Annotated in this window: 17 protein-coding genes and 1 other RNA gene; 7 read left to right on the plus strand and 11 right to left on the minus strand. The window is 74.6% G+C overall.

What is annotated here, in order from left to right:
* Positions 1–171: 171 nt before the first annotated feature.
* Together ACFFHU_RS19720 and ACFFHU_RS19725 are read right to left on the minus strand one after the other, a co-directional pair.
* A complete protein-coding gene (locus tag ACFFHU_RS19720; RefSeq protein WP_377340958.1) occupies positions 172–1422 on the minus strand; it encodes an HNH endonuclease signature motif containing protein in 1251 nt (416 codons plus the stop codon).
* Between the two features lie 390 nt (positions 1423–1812).
* Positions 1813–3162, minus strand: coding sequence for a glutamine synthetase family protein (locus tag ACFFHU_RS19725; protein ID WP_377340960.1), 1350 nt, complete (start codon positions 3160–3162; stop codon positions 1813–1815).
* Between the two features lie 248 nt (positions 3163–3410).
* Here ACFFHU_RS19725 and ACFFHU_RS19730 point away from each other — a divergent pair, with 248 nt between their 5' ends.
* Together ACFFHU_RS19730 and panB are read left to right on the plus strand one after the other, a co-directional pair.
* Complete coding sequence (locus tag ACFFHU_RS19730) at positions 3411–5318, plus strand: NAD+ synthase (protein WP_377341233.1); 1908 nt, start codon at positions 3411–3413, stop codon at positions 5316–5318.
* Between the two features lie 133 nt (positions 5319–5451).
* On the plus strand, positions 5452–6297 hold the full coding sequence (gene panB / locus ACFFHU_RS19735; RefSeq protein ID WP_377340961.1) for a 3-methyl-2-oxobutanoate hydroxymethyltransferase: 846 nt from the start codon (positions 5452–5454) through the stop codon (positions 6295–6297).
* A gap of 100 nt (positions 6298–6397) precedes the next feature.
* On the opposite strand, the gene ACFFHU_RS19740 is transcribed toward panB, so the two are convergent.
* The 5 genes from ACFFHU_RS19740 to ACFFHU_RS19760 all read right to left on the minus strand — a co-directional run bounded on the left by ACFFHU_RS19740 (position 6398) and on the right by ACFFHU_RS19760 (position 10836).
* On the minus strand, positions 6398–7198 hold the full coding sequence (locus ACFFHU_RS19740) for a helical backbone metal receptor (RefSeq protein ID WP_377340962.1): 801 nt from the start codon (positions 7196–7198) through the stop codon (positions 6398–6400).
* A gap of 47 nt (positions 7199–7245) precedes the next feature.
* Complete coding sequence (npdG, locus tag ACFFHU_RS19745; protein ID WP_377340963.1) at positions 7246–7944, minus strand: NADPH-dependent F420 reductase; 699 nt, start codon at positions 7942–7944, stop codon at positions 7246–7248.
* A 78-nt stretch (positions 7945–8022) separates the two neighbouring features.
* A complete protein-coding gene (locus ACFFHU_RS19750; protein WP_377340964.1) occupies positions 8023–9540 on the minus strand; it encodes an RNB domain-containing ribonuclease in 1518 nt (505 codons plus the stop codon).
* Between the two features lie 66 nt (positions 9541–9606).
* On the minus strand, positions 9607–10548 hold the full coding sequence (locus ACFFHU_RS19755; RefSeq protein ID WP_377340966.1) for a hypothetical protein: 942 nt from the start codon (positions 10546–10548) through the stop codon (positions 9607–9609).
* Between the two features lie 84 nt (positions 10549–10632).
* Positions 10633–10836, minus strand: a complete 204-nt coding sequence (locus tag ACFFHU_RS19760; protein ID WP_377340967.1) for a hypothetical protein — start codon at positions 10834–10836, stop codon at positions 10633–10635.
* 385 nt (positions 10837–11221) lie between these two features.
* Here ACFFHU_RS19760 and ACFFHU_RS19765 point away from each other — a divergent pair, with 385 nt between their 5' ends.
* A complete protein-coding gene (locus ACFFHU_RS19765) occupies positions 11222–11692 on the plus strand; it encodes an NUDIX hydrolase (RefSeq protein WP_377340968.1) in 471 nt (156 codons plus the stop codon).
* A gap of 15 nt (positions 11693–11707) precedes the next feature.
* Here the strand turns inward: ACFFHU_RS19765 and ACFFHU_RS19770 are convergent, their stop codons facing one another.
* On the minus strand, positions 11708–12136 hold the full coding sequence (locus ACFFHU_RS19770; protein WP_377340969.1) for a VOC family protein: 429 nt from the start codon (positions 12134–12136) through the stop codon (positions 11708–11710).
* 30 nt (positions 12137–12166) lie between these two features.
* On the opposite strand from ACFFHU_RS19770, the gene ACFFHU_RS19775 reads away from it, so the two are divergent.
* The 3 genes from ACFFHU_RS19775 to ACFFHU_RS19785 all read left to right on the plus strand — a co-directional run bounded on the left by ACFFHU_RS19775 (position 12167) and on the right by ACFFHU_RS19785 (position 13974).
* Positions 12167–12613, plus strand: coding sequence for a MarR family winged helix-turn-helix transcriptional regulator (locus tag ACFFHU_RS19775; protein ID WP_377340971.1), 447 nt, complete (start codon positions 12167–12169; stop codon positions 12611–12613).
* An 80-nt stretch (positions 12614–12693) separates the two neighbouring features.
* Positions 12694–12906, plus strand: a complete 213-nt coding sequence (locus ACFFHU_RS19780) for a DUF8847 domain-containing protein (RefSeq protein ID WP_377340972.1) — start codon at positions 12694–12696, stop codon at positions 12904–12906.
* Between the two features lie 69 nt (positions 12907–12975).
* On the plus strand, positions 12976–13974 hold the full coding sequence (locus tag ACFFHU_RS19785) for an asparaginase domain-containing protein (RefSeq protein ID WP_377340974.1): 999 nt from the start codon (positions 12976–12978) through the stop codon (positions 13972–13974).
* 18 nt (positions 13975–13992) lie between these two features.
* On the opposite strand, the gene ACFFHU_RS19790 is transcribed toward ACFFHU_RS19785, so the two are convergent.
* Entirely contained in the window at positions 13993–14403 is a 411-nt protein-coding gene (locus ACFFHU_RS19790; RefSeq protein ID WP_377340976.1) for a VOC family protein, read from the minus strand.
* A 74-nt stretch (positions 14404–14477) separates the two neighbouring features.
* Positions 14478–15728 (minus strand): PP2C family protein-serine/threonine phosphatase, encoded by a 1251-nt coding sequence (locus tag ACFFHU_RS19795; protein ID WP_377340977.1) that lies wholly within the window; start codon positions 15726–15728, stop codon positions 14478–14480.
* Positions 15729–15865: 137 nt separating this feature from the next.
* Between ACFFHU_RS19795 and ACFFHU_RS19800 the strand changes: the two genes are divergently transcribed.
* Positions 15866–16321 (plus strand): DUF5990 family protein, encoded by a 456-nt coding sequence (locus ACFFHU_RS19800; RefSeq protein WP_377340979.1) that lies wholly within the window; start codon positions 15866–15868, stop codon positions 16319–16321.
* A 23-nt stretch (positions 16322–16344) separates the two neighbouring features.
* Here the strand turns inward: ACFFHU_RS19800 and rnpB are convergent.
* An RNA gene (gene rnpB, locus ACFFHU_RS19805) (RNase P RNA component class A) lies at positions 16345–16763 on the minus strand.
* Positions 16764–16830 lie beyond the last annotated feature (67 nt).

Raw genomic sequence — 16830 nt, forward strand, 5'->3', positions numbered from 1 at the left:
CGGTCGGTGTCGGTGTCGACGGCGTGGTGGCCCCGGGCGGCAAGCATCCGCAGCGCGGTCGACTTGCCGGTCCCGGACATCCCGGTGATCAGGACCTTCGCCATGGCATGAGCCTAGGCTCGGCGTCGTCGGCTCGCCCTTCCCTGGGCCCGGCCCCGCCCTTCCCTGGGCTCAGCATCGTCGGTGGTAGACGTTGCGGCGTGGACGGCGCTGCGGGTCGATCCAGGGTGGAGGGATGAACTCGGGTAACCCGTCGGCGGCTAGCCGCACCGCCCAGCCGTCGTGATGCACGGCCCGGTGATGGTGGCCGCACAGCAGCACCCCGTTGTCGAGGCTGCTCACGCCTCCGGCTGACCAGTGCACGATGTGATGGGCCTGCGTCCAGCGCGGCGGCCGATCGCAGCCCGGGAACGCACAACCGGCGTCGCGGATCACGAGGGCCCGGCGGGTCGCGCCGGTGAACAGCCGCCGCAGCCGGCCGAGATCCAGCACCTCGCCGCGGCCGCCGAGCACCGCCGGCAGGACCCCGGCGTCGCAGGCAAGCCGGCGAACGGCCTCGGGACCGAGCCGGTCGCCGGTGTCGAGCGTGCCGACGCCGAGCTGCCGGGCCGCCGCGTCGAACGCGGTCGTCACCACGATCTGGGGCGCCTCGCCGCCGTTGTCCGGCAGCTCGCCCAGTCGGAGAGTGAGCCGGCACACCTCGGCCAGCGCGTCGTGGCGCCGCTGCCCCGGTGTGCGCTCATCCGCCTGGCCGGCCGGCTTGGTGAGCGGGTCGAGGGCGGCGCGGAGCACCGCGCCGGTCTCGGGGTCGAGCAGGCCGGACAGCCGCACCCGACCGTCGCCCGCGGCCGAGAGCGTCAGGTGGCGGTCGCGCTGGGCCCGTTGGTCGGCCCGGTCCAGCGCCCGCTTCGCCGCCTGCTCGGCCATCTCGGGAGCGACGTGCTCCAGGATCCGGTCGCCAAGCCGGCGCAGCCCCTCGGGGTCGAACTGGCCGGCCCAGTCCAACAGCATGCCGGTGGCCTTGTCGGCCGCGACCGCGCCGGCCTCGTCGTGCACCGTGGCCACCGTGCGGCCGATGACCCGGGCCTGCTCGGCGCCGACCGCGCCCGAGGTCACCGCGTCCCGCAGCAGCGCCGGTCCGCGGTCCAGCGTTTCCGCGTCGGCCACCATCGCCCGCGCCGCGCCCGGCGGCATGCGCAGCCGGTGCCGTAACCAGGCGGCCGTGGAGGTGGCGCCCTGCTCGCGCGCCAGACCGGACCGGTCCACCTCCCCCACCAACCCGAGCACCAGGGCCGCGGCCTTGCGCTGCACCAACACGGCCGCGTCCAGCGCCGCCGCCAGCTCAGGCCCGGCCAGCGACCACGGCGGCACCTCGAGGCAGTCGTCGATCGCCTCCCCCGCCCGCGCCAGCGTCCCCCGCATGACCCCACGTTCGCACTGGGGTACGACGGAATCACCGTCCGCGATGGCGCCTCCGACGCTATCCGAAAAACCGGTCAAACCGTCGCCGCCGATGCGCGTCCGGACCCGCTCGGCCAAGCCGCCGGAACCGCAGCCGCGTCCAACCGAACCGCGAAGGCCAACGCCCCGCAGCCACGTCCAAGCCACCGGGAACCACAAGGCCAAAGACCCGCACCCACATCCACGCTACCGGGAACCGCAAGGCCAGAGACCCGCGACCACGTCCGAGCCACCGGGAACCGCAAGGCCACCGCCCGCCCGGAGCCGTGCGGCCGAGCCGTCCGCGGCGGAGCGACGAGGTCGCGTACGACGAGGCTGCCGGGCCGCTCGCGGCGGGCCCTGCCGGCGCCGCTACAGCGACAGGTAGCGCCGCCGCTCGTACGGGGTGACCTCGCGCCGGTACTCCTCCCACTCGGCGCGCTTGTTGCGGAGGAAGTAGTCGAAGACGTGCTCGCCGAGAATCTCGGCGACCAGTTCGGAGTCGGCCATCACGTCGATGGCCTCGGCGAGGTTCTCCGGCAGCGCCTCGTACCCCATGGCCCGGCGCTCGGCGTTGGACAGCGACCAGACGTCGTCCTCGGCGCCCGGCGGCAGCTCGTAGCCCTCCTCGATGCCCTTCAGGCCCGCGCCCAGCAGCACGGCGAAGGCGAGGTACGGGTTGGCGGCCGAGTCGATCGACCGGACCTCGACCCGGGCCGAGGTGGGCTTGCCGTACGCCGGCACCCGCACCAGCGCCGACCGGTTGAGGTGCCCCCAGCAGACGTACGCGGGGGACTCGGTGATCCGGTCCGGCAGGGTGAGCGGGAACAGCCGCTTGTACGAGTTGACCCACTGGTTGGTGACCGCCGTGTACTCGCGGGCGTGCCGGAGCAGCCCGGCGATGAAGGCCCGGGCGACCTTGGAGAGCTTCATCGGGTCGCCCGCGTCGTGGAACGCGTTGCGCTCGCCCTCGAACAGCGACAGGTGGGTGTGCATCCCGTTGCCCGGCTGGTCGGTGAACGGCTTGGGCATGAAGCTGGCGCGTACCCCGGCCGAGAGCGCGACCTCCTTGACCACGTGCCGGAACGTCATGATGTTGTCGGCGGTGGCCAGTGCGTCGGCGTACCGCAGGTCGATCTCCTGCTGGCCCGGCGCCACCTCGTGGTGGCTGAACTCCACCGAGATGCCGATGCGTTCCAGCGCGAGCACGGCCTGCCGGCGGAAGTCCCGGGCCACCGAGTGGGTGGTGTGCTCGAAGTAGCCACCGGTGTCGACGGGGATCGGCGGCGAGCCGTCGGCCGGGCCGTCCTCGAGCAGGAAGAACTCGATCTCCGGATGGGTATAGAAGGTGAACCCCTTCTCGGCGGCCCGGGACAGCGCCCGGCGCAGCACGTGCCGGGGATCGGCCCAGGACGGCGTCCGGTCCGGCAGCAGGATGTCGCAGAACATCCGCGCGCTCTCCCCGCTGACCCCGCCCTCGAACGGGAACACCTGGAAGGTGGTCGGGTCCGGCATGGCGATCATGTCGGACTCGAAGACCCGGGCGAAGCCCTCGATGGCCGAGCCGTCGAAGCCGATGCCCTCGTCGAACGCGGCCTCCAACTCGGCCGGCGCCACGGAGACGCTCTTGAGCGTGCCTAGCACGTCGGTGAACCACAACCGGACAAAACGGATATCGCGCTCCTCCAACGTACGAAGCACGAACTCCTGCTGACGGTCCACATCCACCCCTCGGGCCCGGTGCGCCGCCGGCCGGCCGGGCCGGTCAGGCGGCAAGTCTCTCCCGACCGCGTTTCCGCCGCGTTACGCCCGTCGGCCACGCGCCGGTGCCCCGGCCGGTTCCCCGCCAACATACGCCGGCAGCGCCGCTCCGGCGGGGCCACCCGCGCCGCGCGCCGGGCCGGCAGCCGAGCGCCCGGGCGACCGGCCGGTCGCCGTCGCCGGGGTGGGGCAAGATGGGAGGCATGGTGATGTTGCGTGTCGCCCTCGCCCAGGTGAACCCCACGGTCGGCGAGCTCGCCGGCAACGCCGGCACCGTCCGGCGTATCGCGCGGGCGGCCGCGGACGCCGGCGCGCACCTGGTCGCGTTCCCGGAGCTGATGCTCACCGGATACCCGGTCGAGGACCTGGTGTTCCGCGACTCGTTCGTGCGGGCCTCCCGGCACGCCCTGCACGCCCTCGCGGCCGAGCTGGCCGGCGACGGGCTGGGTGAGCTGCCGGTGCTGGTGGGCTATCTGGACGCCGACGGCCCGCCGGCGACCCGCCCGGAGGCGGTTCCGGGCAGGGGCCCGCGGAACGCCCTGGCGGTGCTGCACGGCGGCGAGGTGCGGGCCACGTACTTCAAGCATCATCTGCCCAACTACGGCGTCTTCGACGAGGACCGCTACTTCGTCCCGGGCGACACGCTGACCGTGGTCCGGATCGGCGGCGTCGATGTGGCGCTGACCATCTGCGAGGACCTGTGGCAGGCCGGCGGGCCGTTCGCGGTCGCCCGCCGCGCGGGCGTCGGGCTGGTCGTCACCATCAACGGCTCGCCGTACGAACTCAACAAGGACGACGTGCGGCTGCCGCTGGTCCGGCGCCGCGCCGCCGAGGCCGGGGCCGCCATCGCGTACGTCAACATGGTGGGCGCCCAGGACGAGCTGGTCTACGACGGCGACTCGATGATCGTGGCGGCCGACGGCACCCTGCTCGGCCGGGCCCCGCAGTTCGTCGAGCACCTGCTCGTACACGACCTGGAGCTGCCGGCCGCGGACCCGGCCCGCCCGGCGACCGAGCCCGGGCCGCGGGCCGCGCCGGACCGGCCGGCGTCCGCGCCCGGAACGGCCTCCGCGCCCGGGGCGGCTTCCATGCCCGGGGCGGCTTCCATGCCCGGGGCGGCTTCCATGCCCGGGGCGGCGGGCGAGGCCGGGACGCCGGCCGCGCCCGCGGAGATGGGCGTACGTCGGGTGACGGTCAGCGACGCGGTGCCGGCGCCGCCGGGGCCGGCCGCCACGGCCGGGATGGCGGAGCCGGTGCCGGATGAGGCCGAGGTGTGGCAGGCGCTGGTGCTGGGGCTGCGCGATTACGTCAACAAGAACCGGTTCCCCTCGGTGATCCTCGGCCTGTCCGGCGGGATCGACTCGGCGCTGGCCGCGGCGCTGGCCGTGGACGCGCTCGGGCCGGACCGGGTGGTCGGCGTGTCGATGCCCAGCCAGCACTCCTCCGAGCATTCCCGGACCGACGCGGCCGAGCTGGCCAAGCGCACCGGACTGGACTTCCGGACCGAGCCCATCCAGCCGATGGTGGACACCTTCCTGGCCAACGTCTCGCTGTCCGGGGTGGCGGTGGAGAACCTCCAGGCCCGGGTGCGCGGGGTGCTGCTGATGGCCCTGTCCAACCAGGAGGGGCACCTCGTGCTGACCACCGGCAACAAGACCGAGCTGGCGGTGGGCTACTCGACGCTGTACGGCGACTCGGTCGGCGGCTTCAACCCGATCAAGGACGTCTGGAAGACGCTGGTGTGGCGGCTGGCCCGGTGGCGGAACGCCGATGCCGCCCGCCGGGGCGAGACCCCGCCGATCCCGGAGAATTCGATCAGCAAGCCGCCGAGCGCCGAGCTGAGCCCCGGCCAGCTGGACACCGACACCCTGCCGGACTACTCCCTGCTGGACGGCATCCTGAGCGGCTACGTGGACGGGGACGCCGGGCGGGACGAGCTGATCGCGGCCGGCCACGACCCGGCGGTGGTGGACCGGGTGCTGCGGATGGTCGACATGGCCGAGTACAAGCGCCGGCAGTCGGCTCCCGGCACCAAGATCTCGATGAAGGCCTTCGGTCGGGACCGGCGGCTGCCGATCACCAATCGCTGGCGGGAGCACGGGGTCGCCAGGGTGTGAGAACCTCCACTGCGCCCTGCCTCCCGGCCCCGCCCCGGTGCGACGATCGGCCCGGGGCGGGTGTCGCGGCAACCCGGGACGCCGGCCCCGGAACCCGGGGACCGCGCCTGCGGCATCGAGGAAGGAGACAGTCATGGTGGAGTCCACCCCCGCCGAGGTGACCGCGCTGTACGGCGGACCGGCCACCCGGCGCATCCGCACCCGCGACCTGCTCACCGCCAAGGAGCGCGGCGACCGGTGGGCCATGCTCACCTCGTACGACCAGTACACGGCGGCCATCTTCGACCAGGCCGGCATCCCGGTGCTGCTGGTCGGCGACTCGGCCGCCAACAACGTCTTCGGGTACGAGACCACCGTCCCGGTGACCGCCGAGGAACTGCTGCCGCTGGTCCGGGCCGTGGTCCGGGCCACCCAGCACACCCTGGTGGTCGGTGACCTGCCGTTCGGCTCGTACGAGGAGGGTCCGGCGCAGGCGCTGCGGACGGCCGTACGGTTCATGAAGGAGGGCGGCTGCCACGCGGTGAAACTGGAGGGCGGCCGGCGGTGCGCGGCGCAGATCGCGGCCATCACCGGCGCCGGCATCCCGGTGATGGCGCACATCGGGTTCACCCCGCAGAGCGAGCACGCCATCGGCGGGTACCGGGTGCAGGGCCGCGGCGACTCGGCCGAGGACGTCCTCGCCGACGCGCGGGCGGTGGCCGAGGCGGGCGCGTTCGCCGTGGTGCTGGAGATGGTGCCGGGCGAGGTGGCCAAGCGGATCACCGCGGAGCTGCCGATCCCGACGGTGGGCATCGGCGCCGGCCCGGACACCGACGCGCAGGTGCTGGTCTGGCAGGACATGGCCGGCCTGCGGTCTGGCAAGGCCCCCCGGTTCGTGAAGCGGTACGCCGACCTGGCCGGCACCCTCGCCGAGGCGACCCGCCGGTACGCCGCCGAGGTCCGGGACGGCGAGTTCCCGGCGGCCGAACACACCTTCTGACCGCCCCGTCACCCCCCACCGGCAGCCGCCCGCCGGCCGCCCCCGAGTGATCAAGAGGTTTGCGTCATCGGCACGCTCTCCGGTGACGCAGACCTCTTGGTCAACGCGGGGAGCGGGGTAACGGACCGGCGAGTTGGGCCGCGAGAAGCGCGGGCGCGTCGGCCAGGGACGGGCCGTACCAGGTGAGGTGCCGGCCGGAGACGAGCGCCGCGGGCAGGCCCGGGAACGCCTCCGGGCCGTCCCCCGCGGCGAACGGGTACGGCTCGTCCGGCAACACCACCAAGTCGGGCCGGCGGGCCAGGATCTCGGTCAGCGCCGGCCGCGGGTACCGTTCCGCGGCGTCGTCGAAGCAGTTCCGGACGCCGAGCCGGGCCAGCAGGTCACCGGCGAACGTGCCGGGACCCAGGACGATCCAGGGCCGCCGCCAGACCGGTACGACCGCACGCCGCATCCCGGCCGGCGACCCGGGCGCGGAACCGGCCGGCAGCCCAGGCGGGGAACCGGCCGGCGACCCGGGAGCCGGCAGCGCCGCCCAGGCGGCGCGGGCCGCCGCCAGCCAGGGCGGATCGGCGCGGTCCAGCCGGGCGAACAGCCGGGACAGCGAGGCCAGGGCCTCGTCCAGGCCGCGGGGATAGGTCACCCACACCGGTACGCCGGCAGCGCGCAGCGCCTCGACGTCCTCCCGCCGGTTCTCCTCGGCGTTGGCCACCACCAGATCCGGGGCGGCGCCGAGCACGCGGTCCAGCGCCGGGTACTTCGTCCCGCCCACCCGCGGCACGTCCAGGCCGGCCGGGTGGCTGCAGTAGTCCGTGGCGCCGGCCAGCAGCTCGGGCGCGGTCACCGCGATGGCCTCGGTCAGCGAGGGGACCAGCGACACCACCCGCCGCGGCGGGGCCGCCAACCGGCACTCGTCGCCCAGGTCGTCGCGCGGGGCCCCATCCGTACCGCTCAGAGGTCGGTCACCCGGATCCCGGCGTGCGCCTTGTACCGCTTGTTGATCGCGATGAGATTGGCGGTGAACGCCTCGATCTGGTGCGCGTTGCGCAGCCGGCCCGCGTAGATGCCGCGCATGCCGGGAATCCGGGCGGCCAGCGCGGCCACCACGCCGACCAGCTCCCGGTCCTCGGTGCAGATCAGCACGTCCAGCTCGATCCGGTCGATCTCGGGGTCGGCCAGCAGCGGCGCGCTGACGTGGTTGAACGCCGCGCACACCCGCGCGTCCGGCAGCAGGGCGGCGGCCTGCTGCACGGCGCTGCCCTCCGGCACCGGCAGCGGGTACGGGCCCTGCTTGTCGAAGCCGAGCGGGTTCACGCAGTCGACGACGATCTTCCCGGCCAGCGGCTCGCGGAGCGACGCCACCAGGTCCGCGTGCCCGTCCCAGGGCACGGCCACGATGACGACGTCCGCACCGCGGGCCACGTCGGGGTTCGCGGCGCCCTCGACCGTGGCCCCCGCCGGCAGGCCCGGCAGGGCGGCGATCTCCCCGGCCGCCTGGGCGGCACGGTCGGCCGAGCGGGAGCCGATCAACACCCGCTGACCGGCCCGGGCGAACCGGTACGCCAGGCCGCGCCCCTGGTCACCGGTGCCGCCGAGGATGCCGATGGTCAGCCCGGAGACGTCGGGCAGGGAACTCGGGTCGATTGCCATGTCCGCCATCCTCGCAAACCCCGGCCGACCCGGCCCGGCGGGTACGCGACCGCCGGAAACCTAGCGGCCGCCGGAAACCTAGGCCCGGGCGAACCGGACCTTCCGCTCGGCCGGGTCCGCGGTGACCAGCCGCACCGGCACCCGTTCCCCGAGCGGGAGGTCGCCGTCGCAGCGGGCCCGCACCGGCGGGTCGTCCAGCGCCACGGTGCCGCCGGCGGGGCGCTTGCCGCCCGTACCGTTGTCGGGGTGCTTGCCGCCCGCGCCGTCGGGGTGGTCGCCGCCGGCCGCTCCGTCGCGGTGGTCGCCGCCGCCCGTTCCGTCGCGGTGGTCGCCGCCGGCCACGTCCACGACCGCCGCCTCGAAGACCTCGCCGACCCGGTCGCGCAGCAGCACCGCCTCGGTGAGGTCCACGGCCGCCCGCTCGGCGCCCGAGGCCACCCGGTCCGAGGCGGTCATCGCCTCGGGCAGCCGGGGCAGCGCGGCCCTGACGTGCTCGGGCAGCTCCGTCCCGGCGTGCAGCGCGAGGCACACCTCGGTGGCGTACCGGTCGGCCAGCCGGCGCAGCGGCGCGGTGACGTGCGCGTACGCCGCGGCCACCCCGCCGTGCCGGTGCTCGGCTGGCACCTCGCCGTCGAAGGCCGTGTAACCGGCGCCGCGCATCAGCTCCGCGGCCTGGTCGAGGAACGCGGCCACCCGCGGCCGGGCCGGGTCGAGGCGGGTGAGCAGCCGGCCGACGCTCATCCCGGCCGGCCAGTCGACGCCCAGGGCGGCGGCGGCCACGCGTAGCCGCTCGACGGCCGCCGCGGCGGGGTCGGGCATGGTACGCAGCAGCCCCACCCGGCCGGCCAGCATGATGTCGGCCGCCACCATCCCGGTCAGCAGCGAGATCTGGGCGTTGTGGTCCTCCATGGCCGCGGGGGCGCGCAGCGTCAGCCGCCAGCCGTCACCGTCGGGCTCGACCTCCTGCTCGGGCATCGGCAGGTTGATGGCGCCCCGGTCGAGCCCGCGTTCCAGCAGCAGGGCGCCGAGCTCCGGCAGCAACGCGATGGGCTCGGCGAGCCGCCCGGCGTCCGCGTCGGCCTGCACGCCGACGTAGTCGAGCTTGGCGCGGCTGCGTACCAGGGCCCGCTGCACGTCCGCCGCCACGACGGCGCCGGCGGAGTCGAGGTCGATCGTCCAGAGCACGGCCGGCCGGTCCTGCCCCGCCAGCAGGCTGGCGGCGCCCTCGCTGAGAATCTCCGGGTGCAGCGACACCTTGCCGTCGGGCAGGTAGACGGTCTGGCCGCGACGCCAGGTCTCGGCCGCCAGGGCGCCGTCCGGGGGTACGAAGCCGGCCACGTCCGCGATCGCGTACTGCACCCGGTAGCCGCCACCCGCCCGCGGGAGCAGGCACATCGCCTGGTCCAGGTCGGTGGAGGTGGCCGGGTCGATCGTGACGAACGGGATGTCCGTCCGGTCGGCCACCGGCCGCGGCGGCCGGGCCGCGGCCTCCTCGGCCTCGCGCTGCGCCGCGGGCGGGAACCGCTCGGGCAGTTCCAGCTCGCGGCGCAGCGCGGCGAAATCGATGTGGGGTGCCACGACCCGTCTGATCACCACGGGTTCTTCCTACCAGGGCGGCCACCGATCCGCTCGGCCCGGGACGCCGGGCCGAGCGGATGTCGGTCAGCCGGCGATGCGCCGGATGGCGCCGCCGGCCCGCTTGGTCGGCGCCACCCGGGCCGCGGCCCGGCCGGCCGGTGACCGCCGGGCGGCCATCTTCCGCGTCGCGCCGCCCTGCGTGGTTGCGGTCCGGACGCCGACCCGCTTGGCCGGGGCGGCCGTACCGGATCGCCTGGCCGCCGCCGCGGAGGTCGCCCCGGCCCGCTTGGCCGGGGCCTTCTTGCCGGCGGTCACCCGCCGCACGCTCGGCCGGGTGGATCCGGCGTTCGCGGCCGCGGTTCGCTTGGCGGTCGCCTTCTTGGCCGGGGCCTTCTTCGCGGCCGCCTTCCGGGCCGGGGCCTTCTTCGCGGCCGCCTTCCGGGCCGGGGCCTTCTTGGCGGTGGTCTTCCGGGCCGCCGAGGTGGTCTTCCGGGCGCCGGTCGACTTCTTGGCCGCGGTGGTGGTCTTGCGCGCCGCGGTGGTGGTCTTGCGCGCCGCCGTGGTCGTCTTGCGCGCCGCCGTGGCGCCCGCCTTCTTCGCGGTGGCCTTCTTGGCCGGCGCCCGCTTGGTGGCCGTCTTGCGGGCCGTCGCCTTCGTGGCCGTCGCCTTCTTGGCCGGCGCCCGCTTGGCGGTGGTCTTCCGGGCCGGGGCCTTCTTGGCGGCCGCCGAGGTCCGCTTGGTCGTGCTGGCCTTCTTGGCCGGAGCCTTCCGCGCCGTCGTCGTCTTGCGGGCGGTCGTCTTGCGGGCCGCCGTGGTCTTCTTCGCGGTCGCCTTCTTCGCCGGCGCCTTCTTGGCCGGCGCCTTCTTGGCGGTGGTCTTCTTAGCCGCCGCCTTCTTGGCCGGCGCCTTCTTCGCCGGCGCCTTGCGGGCCGACGTTCCGGCGGTGCTCTTCCTGGCGCCGGCGGTCCTGCTCGTGGCGGCGCGCTTGGTCGCCGGCCGGGTGGTGGCCCGTGCTGCTTCGGCCATCTGGGTTCCTCCTCGGAACATGCTCTCCGGGCCCCTGGCCAGTCCAGGGGTCGGAGTTCCCCTCGACGCGGGCCCTTGCCGCGCCTATCTCTCCTCCCCGGCCCAGCGGGCGTCCTCCGCATCCCACGCCTCGTTACGCTGCCGCACGTGTTCCAGCGCGTTCGCCGCTTCCGCGGAGCTGGAATACGGGCCCATCACGTAACGGGCGGGGCAGACGTCGGCCTCGGTCTCAACCCGATGGTGTCGCGTGCACCAGAAGTACTGCGCGCCACGTCCGCTGTCGCTCATGGGAACACTGTGCACTGCGGGACGCGTTCGCGCCACCGATTCGCCCAAAAAACGGCATCGCATCCACAGTAGACCCGACGCGTTTCCGCAGGTGAGGAATGACGAAACTCGGCCGTACGCCGGAAACCCCTTTACTGGCAACGATTGTTACGAACATCGCGCCCACCTCGGCCGGACGGCCGGCGCCGGAAACACCGGTTCACCGTCAAAAATAATCGGCGGCGGCAGGCGTCCGACCGGGCCGGAGGCCGTACCGACGATGGCGCGCCGCGGGACGCGGGTCGGCCGCGGCCCGGCGGCCCGCGGTGGGCCGGGCGCGGCCGGTTGACTCGCCCGGATGCCGGCCGGCGCGGGACGGCCGGGCCGGCGGGTTAGGGTCGCCACCATGGCGATCCCTGACTACATCGTCCGGATGCGCAAGCACGTCGGCACCGAGCTGCTGTGGCTGCCCAGCGTCAGCGCGGTGGTGCTGAACGACGCCGGAGAGGTGCTGCTGGGCCAGCGCGCCGACGACGGCCGGTGGTCGGTGATCAGCGGTTTCGTCGAGCCGGACGAGCAGCCGGCCCGGGCCGTGGTGCGAGAGGTCGAGGAGGAGACCGGCGTGCTGGTGGCGCCCGAACGCATCTCCAGCGTGTGGTCCCATCCGCACACCTACCCGAACGGCGACCGGTGCCGGTATCTCAACATCGGGTTCCGCTGCCGCCTCGTCGGCGGCACGGCACGGGTCAACGACGACGAGTCCACGGACGTCCGCTGGGTGCCGCTGGACCGGCTGCCCGCGATGGACGAGCACGCCCTGCTCACCATCGAGCACGCGCTGAATGACGGGCCGGCGGCCTGGTTCACCGCCGACTGAGGTCGAGCCGCCGGATCAGTAGGACTGCAGCTCGATCAGCGTGCCGGCCGGGTCGCGCAGGTGACCGGCGCGCATCGTGGGGCCCCACTCCGGCCGGTCGGCCGCCGCGGCGACGACGCGCGCTCCGGCGCGTACGGCGACGTCCATGGCCGCGTCCACGTCCGCGACCCGCAGGACCAGCAGGACCGGGTCGGCGCCGGGCGGGCCGGCCGGGTCCGTGGACGCGGTGCCGGCGGCGGCCATCAGCCGGCGGTCGAGCAGGGCGAACCGGGTCTGCGCGGCCACGTCCCAGCTGGCGTACGGGCCGGCCGCGTCGCCGCGGGTCAGCACCGCGCCGGCCAGCTCGGGCAGCACGGCGGCGTAGAACCGGAAGCTCGGGGCGAAGTCGTCGACCAGCAGCCGCGGGTAGGGGCCCTCCATGACGCTCCAATCGTTGGTGGTCACCAAGTATTGGTGGTGTCCTACCATAGCCCGGTGACCGACGACGTTCCGGCCCGGCCGCCCACCCTGCTGGCCATCACCACCTTCCTGCTGTCCAAGGTGGGTCACCGGGCGCGGCGGCGGCTCGCCGAGCGGTTGTCGGCGTACGACCTGAAGCTGTGGCACGTGGCCGCGCTGGCCGCGCTCGCCGACCACGGACCGGCCAGCCAGCGCGACCTGGGGACCCGGCTCGGGATGGACCCCAGCGACCTGGTCGGCGTTCTGGACCACCTCGAGGCCGCCGGCCGGGTCGAGCGCCGTCGCGACCCGGCGGACCGCCGGCGGTACGTGGTGTCGGTGACCCCGGCCGGCCGCTCGGTGCTCGCCGAGGTGGTCCGGCTGGCCGCCGACACCGAGGCCGAGATGCTCGCGCCGCTCACCGCCCGCGAGCGACGCCAGCTGCACGACCTGCTGCACCGCGTCTTCACCCACCCCGGTTAGGAAAGGAAGGGCCCCCTCTTATCGTTTTTGGTAGTAAAAGGGCCCCCGCTTAACCGCCGGGGGCGGGATGGAGGCCGGGCATGAGCATGGTCCACGTGCTGTTCGTCGACGGGCCGGCCGGGGGCGGCCGGCGGGAGCTGCCTGCCGAGCCGGACGGCTCGCCGCCGCCGCGGTGGGTGCTGAGCGGGCACGACGAGCCCGGCGACCACCTCTACGAGCGGGCCGCTCGGGAAGCCGGGGGCGGCTGGACGATGCGGTACGTCCGCACCTACCCCGCCGGCATCACCCAGTAGGCGACGCCGCGAGCCCGGGCGCCGCGGACTCGGGGCCGCGCGCTCGGGGTCCTGGGTAGCCTCTGCCGGATGACCACGAACCTGACGGTGTTCTTTCTGGGCGGGACGATCGGGATGGCGGGCCACCGGGCCGGGGTGGTGCACCGGCTGACCGGCGCCGAGCTGGTCGAGGCCGTACCGCAGCTCGCGGACGTGGGCGCCAACCTGGCGGTACGGGACTTCCGGGCCCTGCCCAGCGCCTGCCTGTCGTTCGCCGACATCCTGGAGCTGGCCGACGCGGCCGATGCCGCCGTGGCGGCCGGGGCCGACGGCATCGTGGTGGTGCAGGGCACCGACACGATCGAGGAGACCGCGTACCTGATCGACCTGGTGTGGTCGCGCCCAGCGCCGGTCGTGGTCACCGGCGCGATGCGCAACCCCCGGCTGGCCGGCGCGGACGGCCCGGCCAACCTGCTGGCCGCGGCGCGGGTGGCCGCCTCCGGGGCGTTCGCCGGGCTGGGCTGCCTGGTCGTGGCGAACGACCAGGTGCACGCGGCCCGGCACGTCCGCAAGACGCACAGCGCCAACCCGGCCACCTTCGCGGCGCCCAACACCGGCCCCATCGGAATCCTGGCCGAGGACCGGGCGGTGCTGCTGACCCGGCCGGCCGGCCGGGTGACGCTGCCGCGCCCCCGACCGGACGCCGCGGCCGCCGCGCCCGTGGCGCTGCACACGGTCGCCCTCGACGACGACGGTGGCCAGCTGGTCGGGTTGGCCGACCGGTACGCCGGCCTGGTGGTGGCCGGATTCGGCGTCGGGCACGTACCGGCGGCCCTGGCCGAGCCGCTCGGCGAGCTGGCCCGGCGGATCCCGGTGGTGCTGGCCTCCCGCACCGGCGCCGGTCCGGTGTTCACCGCGACGTACGGGTTCGCCGGCTCCGAACGCGACCTGCACGGCCGCGGCCTGATCGGCGCCGGGCTGCTCGACCCGTACAAGGCGCGGGTGCTGCTGCGGCTGCTGCTGGCCGGCGGGGCCGACCGGGAGGCGGTGGCCGCCACCTTCGCCACGGCCGGCGGCCTGTCCGCCTGACCGCCGCCGCCGGCCGGCTCACGGCGCCGGCGGGCGTCGGCTCAACCCCAGGCCCGGGCGCCGGCGGCGAAGACCTCCGGCGCGCTCTCCACCGGCAGTACGCAGAGCAGGTGGCCGGCGGGCGCCCGCAGGATGCGGCACTCCTGCCACTGCCGCAGCTCCACCGCGCCGAGGCCGACCAGCCGGGCCGTCTCGGCCGCCCACGTCGTCGGTCTCGATGTCCAGGTGGAATCGCGGGGCGTCGTCGCCGCCGATCGCCTGCACGGCCACCTCGGCGTCCGGCAGCACCCCGGGCAGGTTGGTGAACTGCGGCTCCGGCGCGTACGGCCGCGGGGTCACGCCGAGCGCGGCCGCCCAGAACCCCGTGGCCCGGTCGGCGTCGGCCTCGGGCGTGTCGATGATGAGCGCGAAGAGCCGGCTGCGATGCATGCCTCGCAGGCTAGGGCGTGTGTCAAGGTCCTCGGGCCGCCCAGGGGCTTCGACAGACGCCCTGAGGGCGTGTGTCAAGGCCCGACGTCGGCGCGGACGTCCGGACCGGGTTGCTCGGGCGGCCGGCGGACCACCAGCAGCGCGATGTCGTCGGCCGGATGCTCGGCGTCGAGGGTGGCCATCACCGTGTCGGCCACGGTGCTCGGGGACGCCACCGGGACCGCCGCCGTCAGCCGGGCCACGCCGACGTCGAAGACCTCACCGCGGCGCTCGACGAGCCCGTCCGTGTAGGAGACCAGCACCGCGCCGGGCGGCAGGGCCGCCGTGGCGCTGCGCCGGCGCGGCTGCCGGGGCCCGGTGCCGAGCGGCGGGTCGATGGGCGCCGGCAGCAGGATCTTCGGCCCGTCCGGCGCCACCAGCACCGGCCGGGGATGCCCGGCCAGCGACACCCGCAGCTCCGTCCGGTCCGGCGAGATCATCGCGTACAGCGCGGTGGTCAGGCTGCCGGCCTCGAAGTGGACCACCTTCCGGTCCAGCAGCGTCAGCGCCTCCGCCGGGTCGTCGCAGATCAGCGCGTACGCCCGCAGCGCGCTGCGGACCCGGCCCATCACGATCGCGGACTGCAGGCCGTGCCCGGAGACGTCGCCGACCACCATGCCGACCCAGCCGGAGGGCAGGGTGAAGACGTCGTACCAGTCGCCGCCCACCCCGGAGGCGTGGCCGGGGACGTACCGCGCCGCCAACTCCAGGCCGGGCACCTGGGGCAGCTCCTCCGGGATCAGGCTCCGCTGCAGCGCCAGCGCCGCCGCCTGGTCGAGGCTGTTGGCGCGGGCCCGGTTCGCCAGGCTGACCCGGTCGGCCACCATCTCCAGCAGGCGTACGTCGTCCTCGGTGAACTTGCGCGGGCTCAGGCTGCCGACGTGCAGGACGCCGACCAGCTCGCCGTGGGCGATGATCGGCACCCCCAGCAGCGAATGCAGCCCGATCTCCAACAGGATCGGGTTGACCACGTTGTCGGCGGTGACCCGGGAGAGGATGACCGGCTGCTTGGTGAGCGCCACCCGGCCGGCGAAGCCCCGACCGACGGCCACCCGGAACCCCTGACGTACCTCCTCCTCCAGCCCGCGCGCGGCGGTGGCCACCAGTTGCTGGGCGCGCGGGTCGAGCAGCAGGATCGTGGCCGTGTCGACGTCGAGCAGGTCGCGCACCCGGTCGAGCAGCTCGTCAAAGAGGTCGGCCACATCGAGACGGGACAGCGTCGCATCGGTCACCGCCTCGATGCGGTGCAACCGCTGCTCGTCTCGGAGAACATTCGCGCGGACCACCCCAGAATCCTAGTTGCGGTCGAGCAACAACTCCTATCGAGCAGAGCCGACCTCCGGCCGGGTGACGGATTTGTTCTTCAATGGGGTGAACAGCGCCGCGAGCCGGCGCTGTCGGGGGTCCGTCGTACCGTGGAACGGTGCGGATACGGATCGAGGGCCGTGACCTTCCCGGGCGGGTGTGCGACGCCGGCGGCGACTTCCCCGGCTATCGCGGCATCCACGTCGGCGTCCAGCGACGCGACCGCCCGACCGAGTGGCTCGACCTGCAACCGGCCGACGCCACCACGGTGACGTGGGACCTGGACTGCACCGCCGCCACCGTTACGGACGGCCGCCTCGACGCCCGCGGTCCCTACCTGCAGGGCGGGCCGGGCCGGCGCTTCATCTACCTGTCCTGGGGTGAGCTGGACGACGCCGGCGCCTTCACCATGTTCCGGCGGGCCAAGCTGTGGCTCGACGGCGTCGACCCGGACACCGCGCGAGCGGCCGTGGACGCCGGCCGGCTGACGGCGCGGCTGGGCCTGACCGACAGCAGGGGGCAGCCGCGCTGCGCCAGCGTACGACCACCGCACATCAACTGGTCCGCGGGCTAGCGGCGGCGCCGGGCCGTGGGCGACGGACGAGTCGACCTGTACGCCGGATTCTGTGACCGGCGCGCGCCGTAGCCGGCACGCGTCGGCGGCGGCCATCCATCTCGGCCTGCCGTCGCCGGCAGGCTCCAGCGGCCTACCCGCAGGCATCGGGCGGGCCGCCCTCGAACGCCTGCGCGGGTCGTCATCTTGCGGTGACGGCCCTTTCTTGGCCTTGCTCCGGGTGGGGTTTACCGAGCCACCCCGGTCACCCGGGGTGCTGGTGGGCTCTTACCCCACCGTTTCACCCTTACCGTGCCCGTACGGGCTCGGCGGTCTGTTTTCTGTGGCACTGTCCCGCGGGTCGCCCCGGGTTGCCGTTAGCAACCACCCTGCCCTGTGGAGTCCGGACGTTCCTCGGCGGCGGGCCCGTAGACCCGCTCGACGCGACCGCCCGGTCGACTCGTCCGTCGCCCATCCATCCTAACGACGGCGCGAGCCGGCCCATTTCCGCCCCGCCGACGTCCCGTGGC

This window comes from Plantactinospora siamensis (assembly GCF_042434095.1).
Classification (GTDB): domain Bacteria; phylum Actinomycetota; class Actinomycetes; order Mycobacteriales; family Micromonosporaceae; genus KBS50.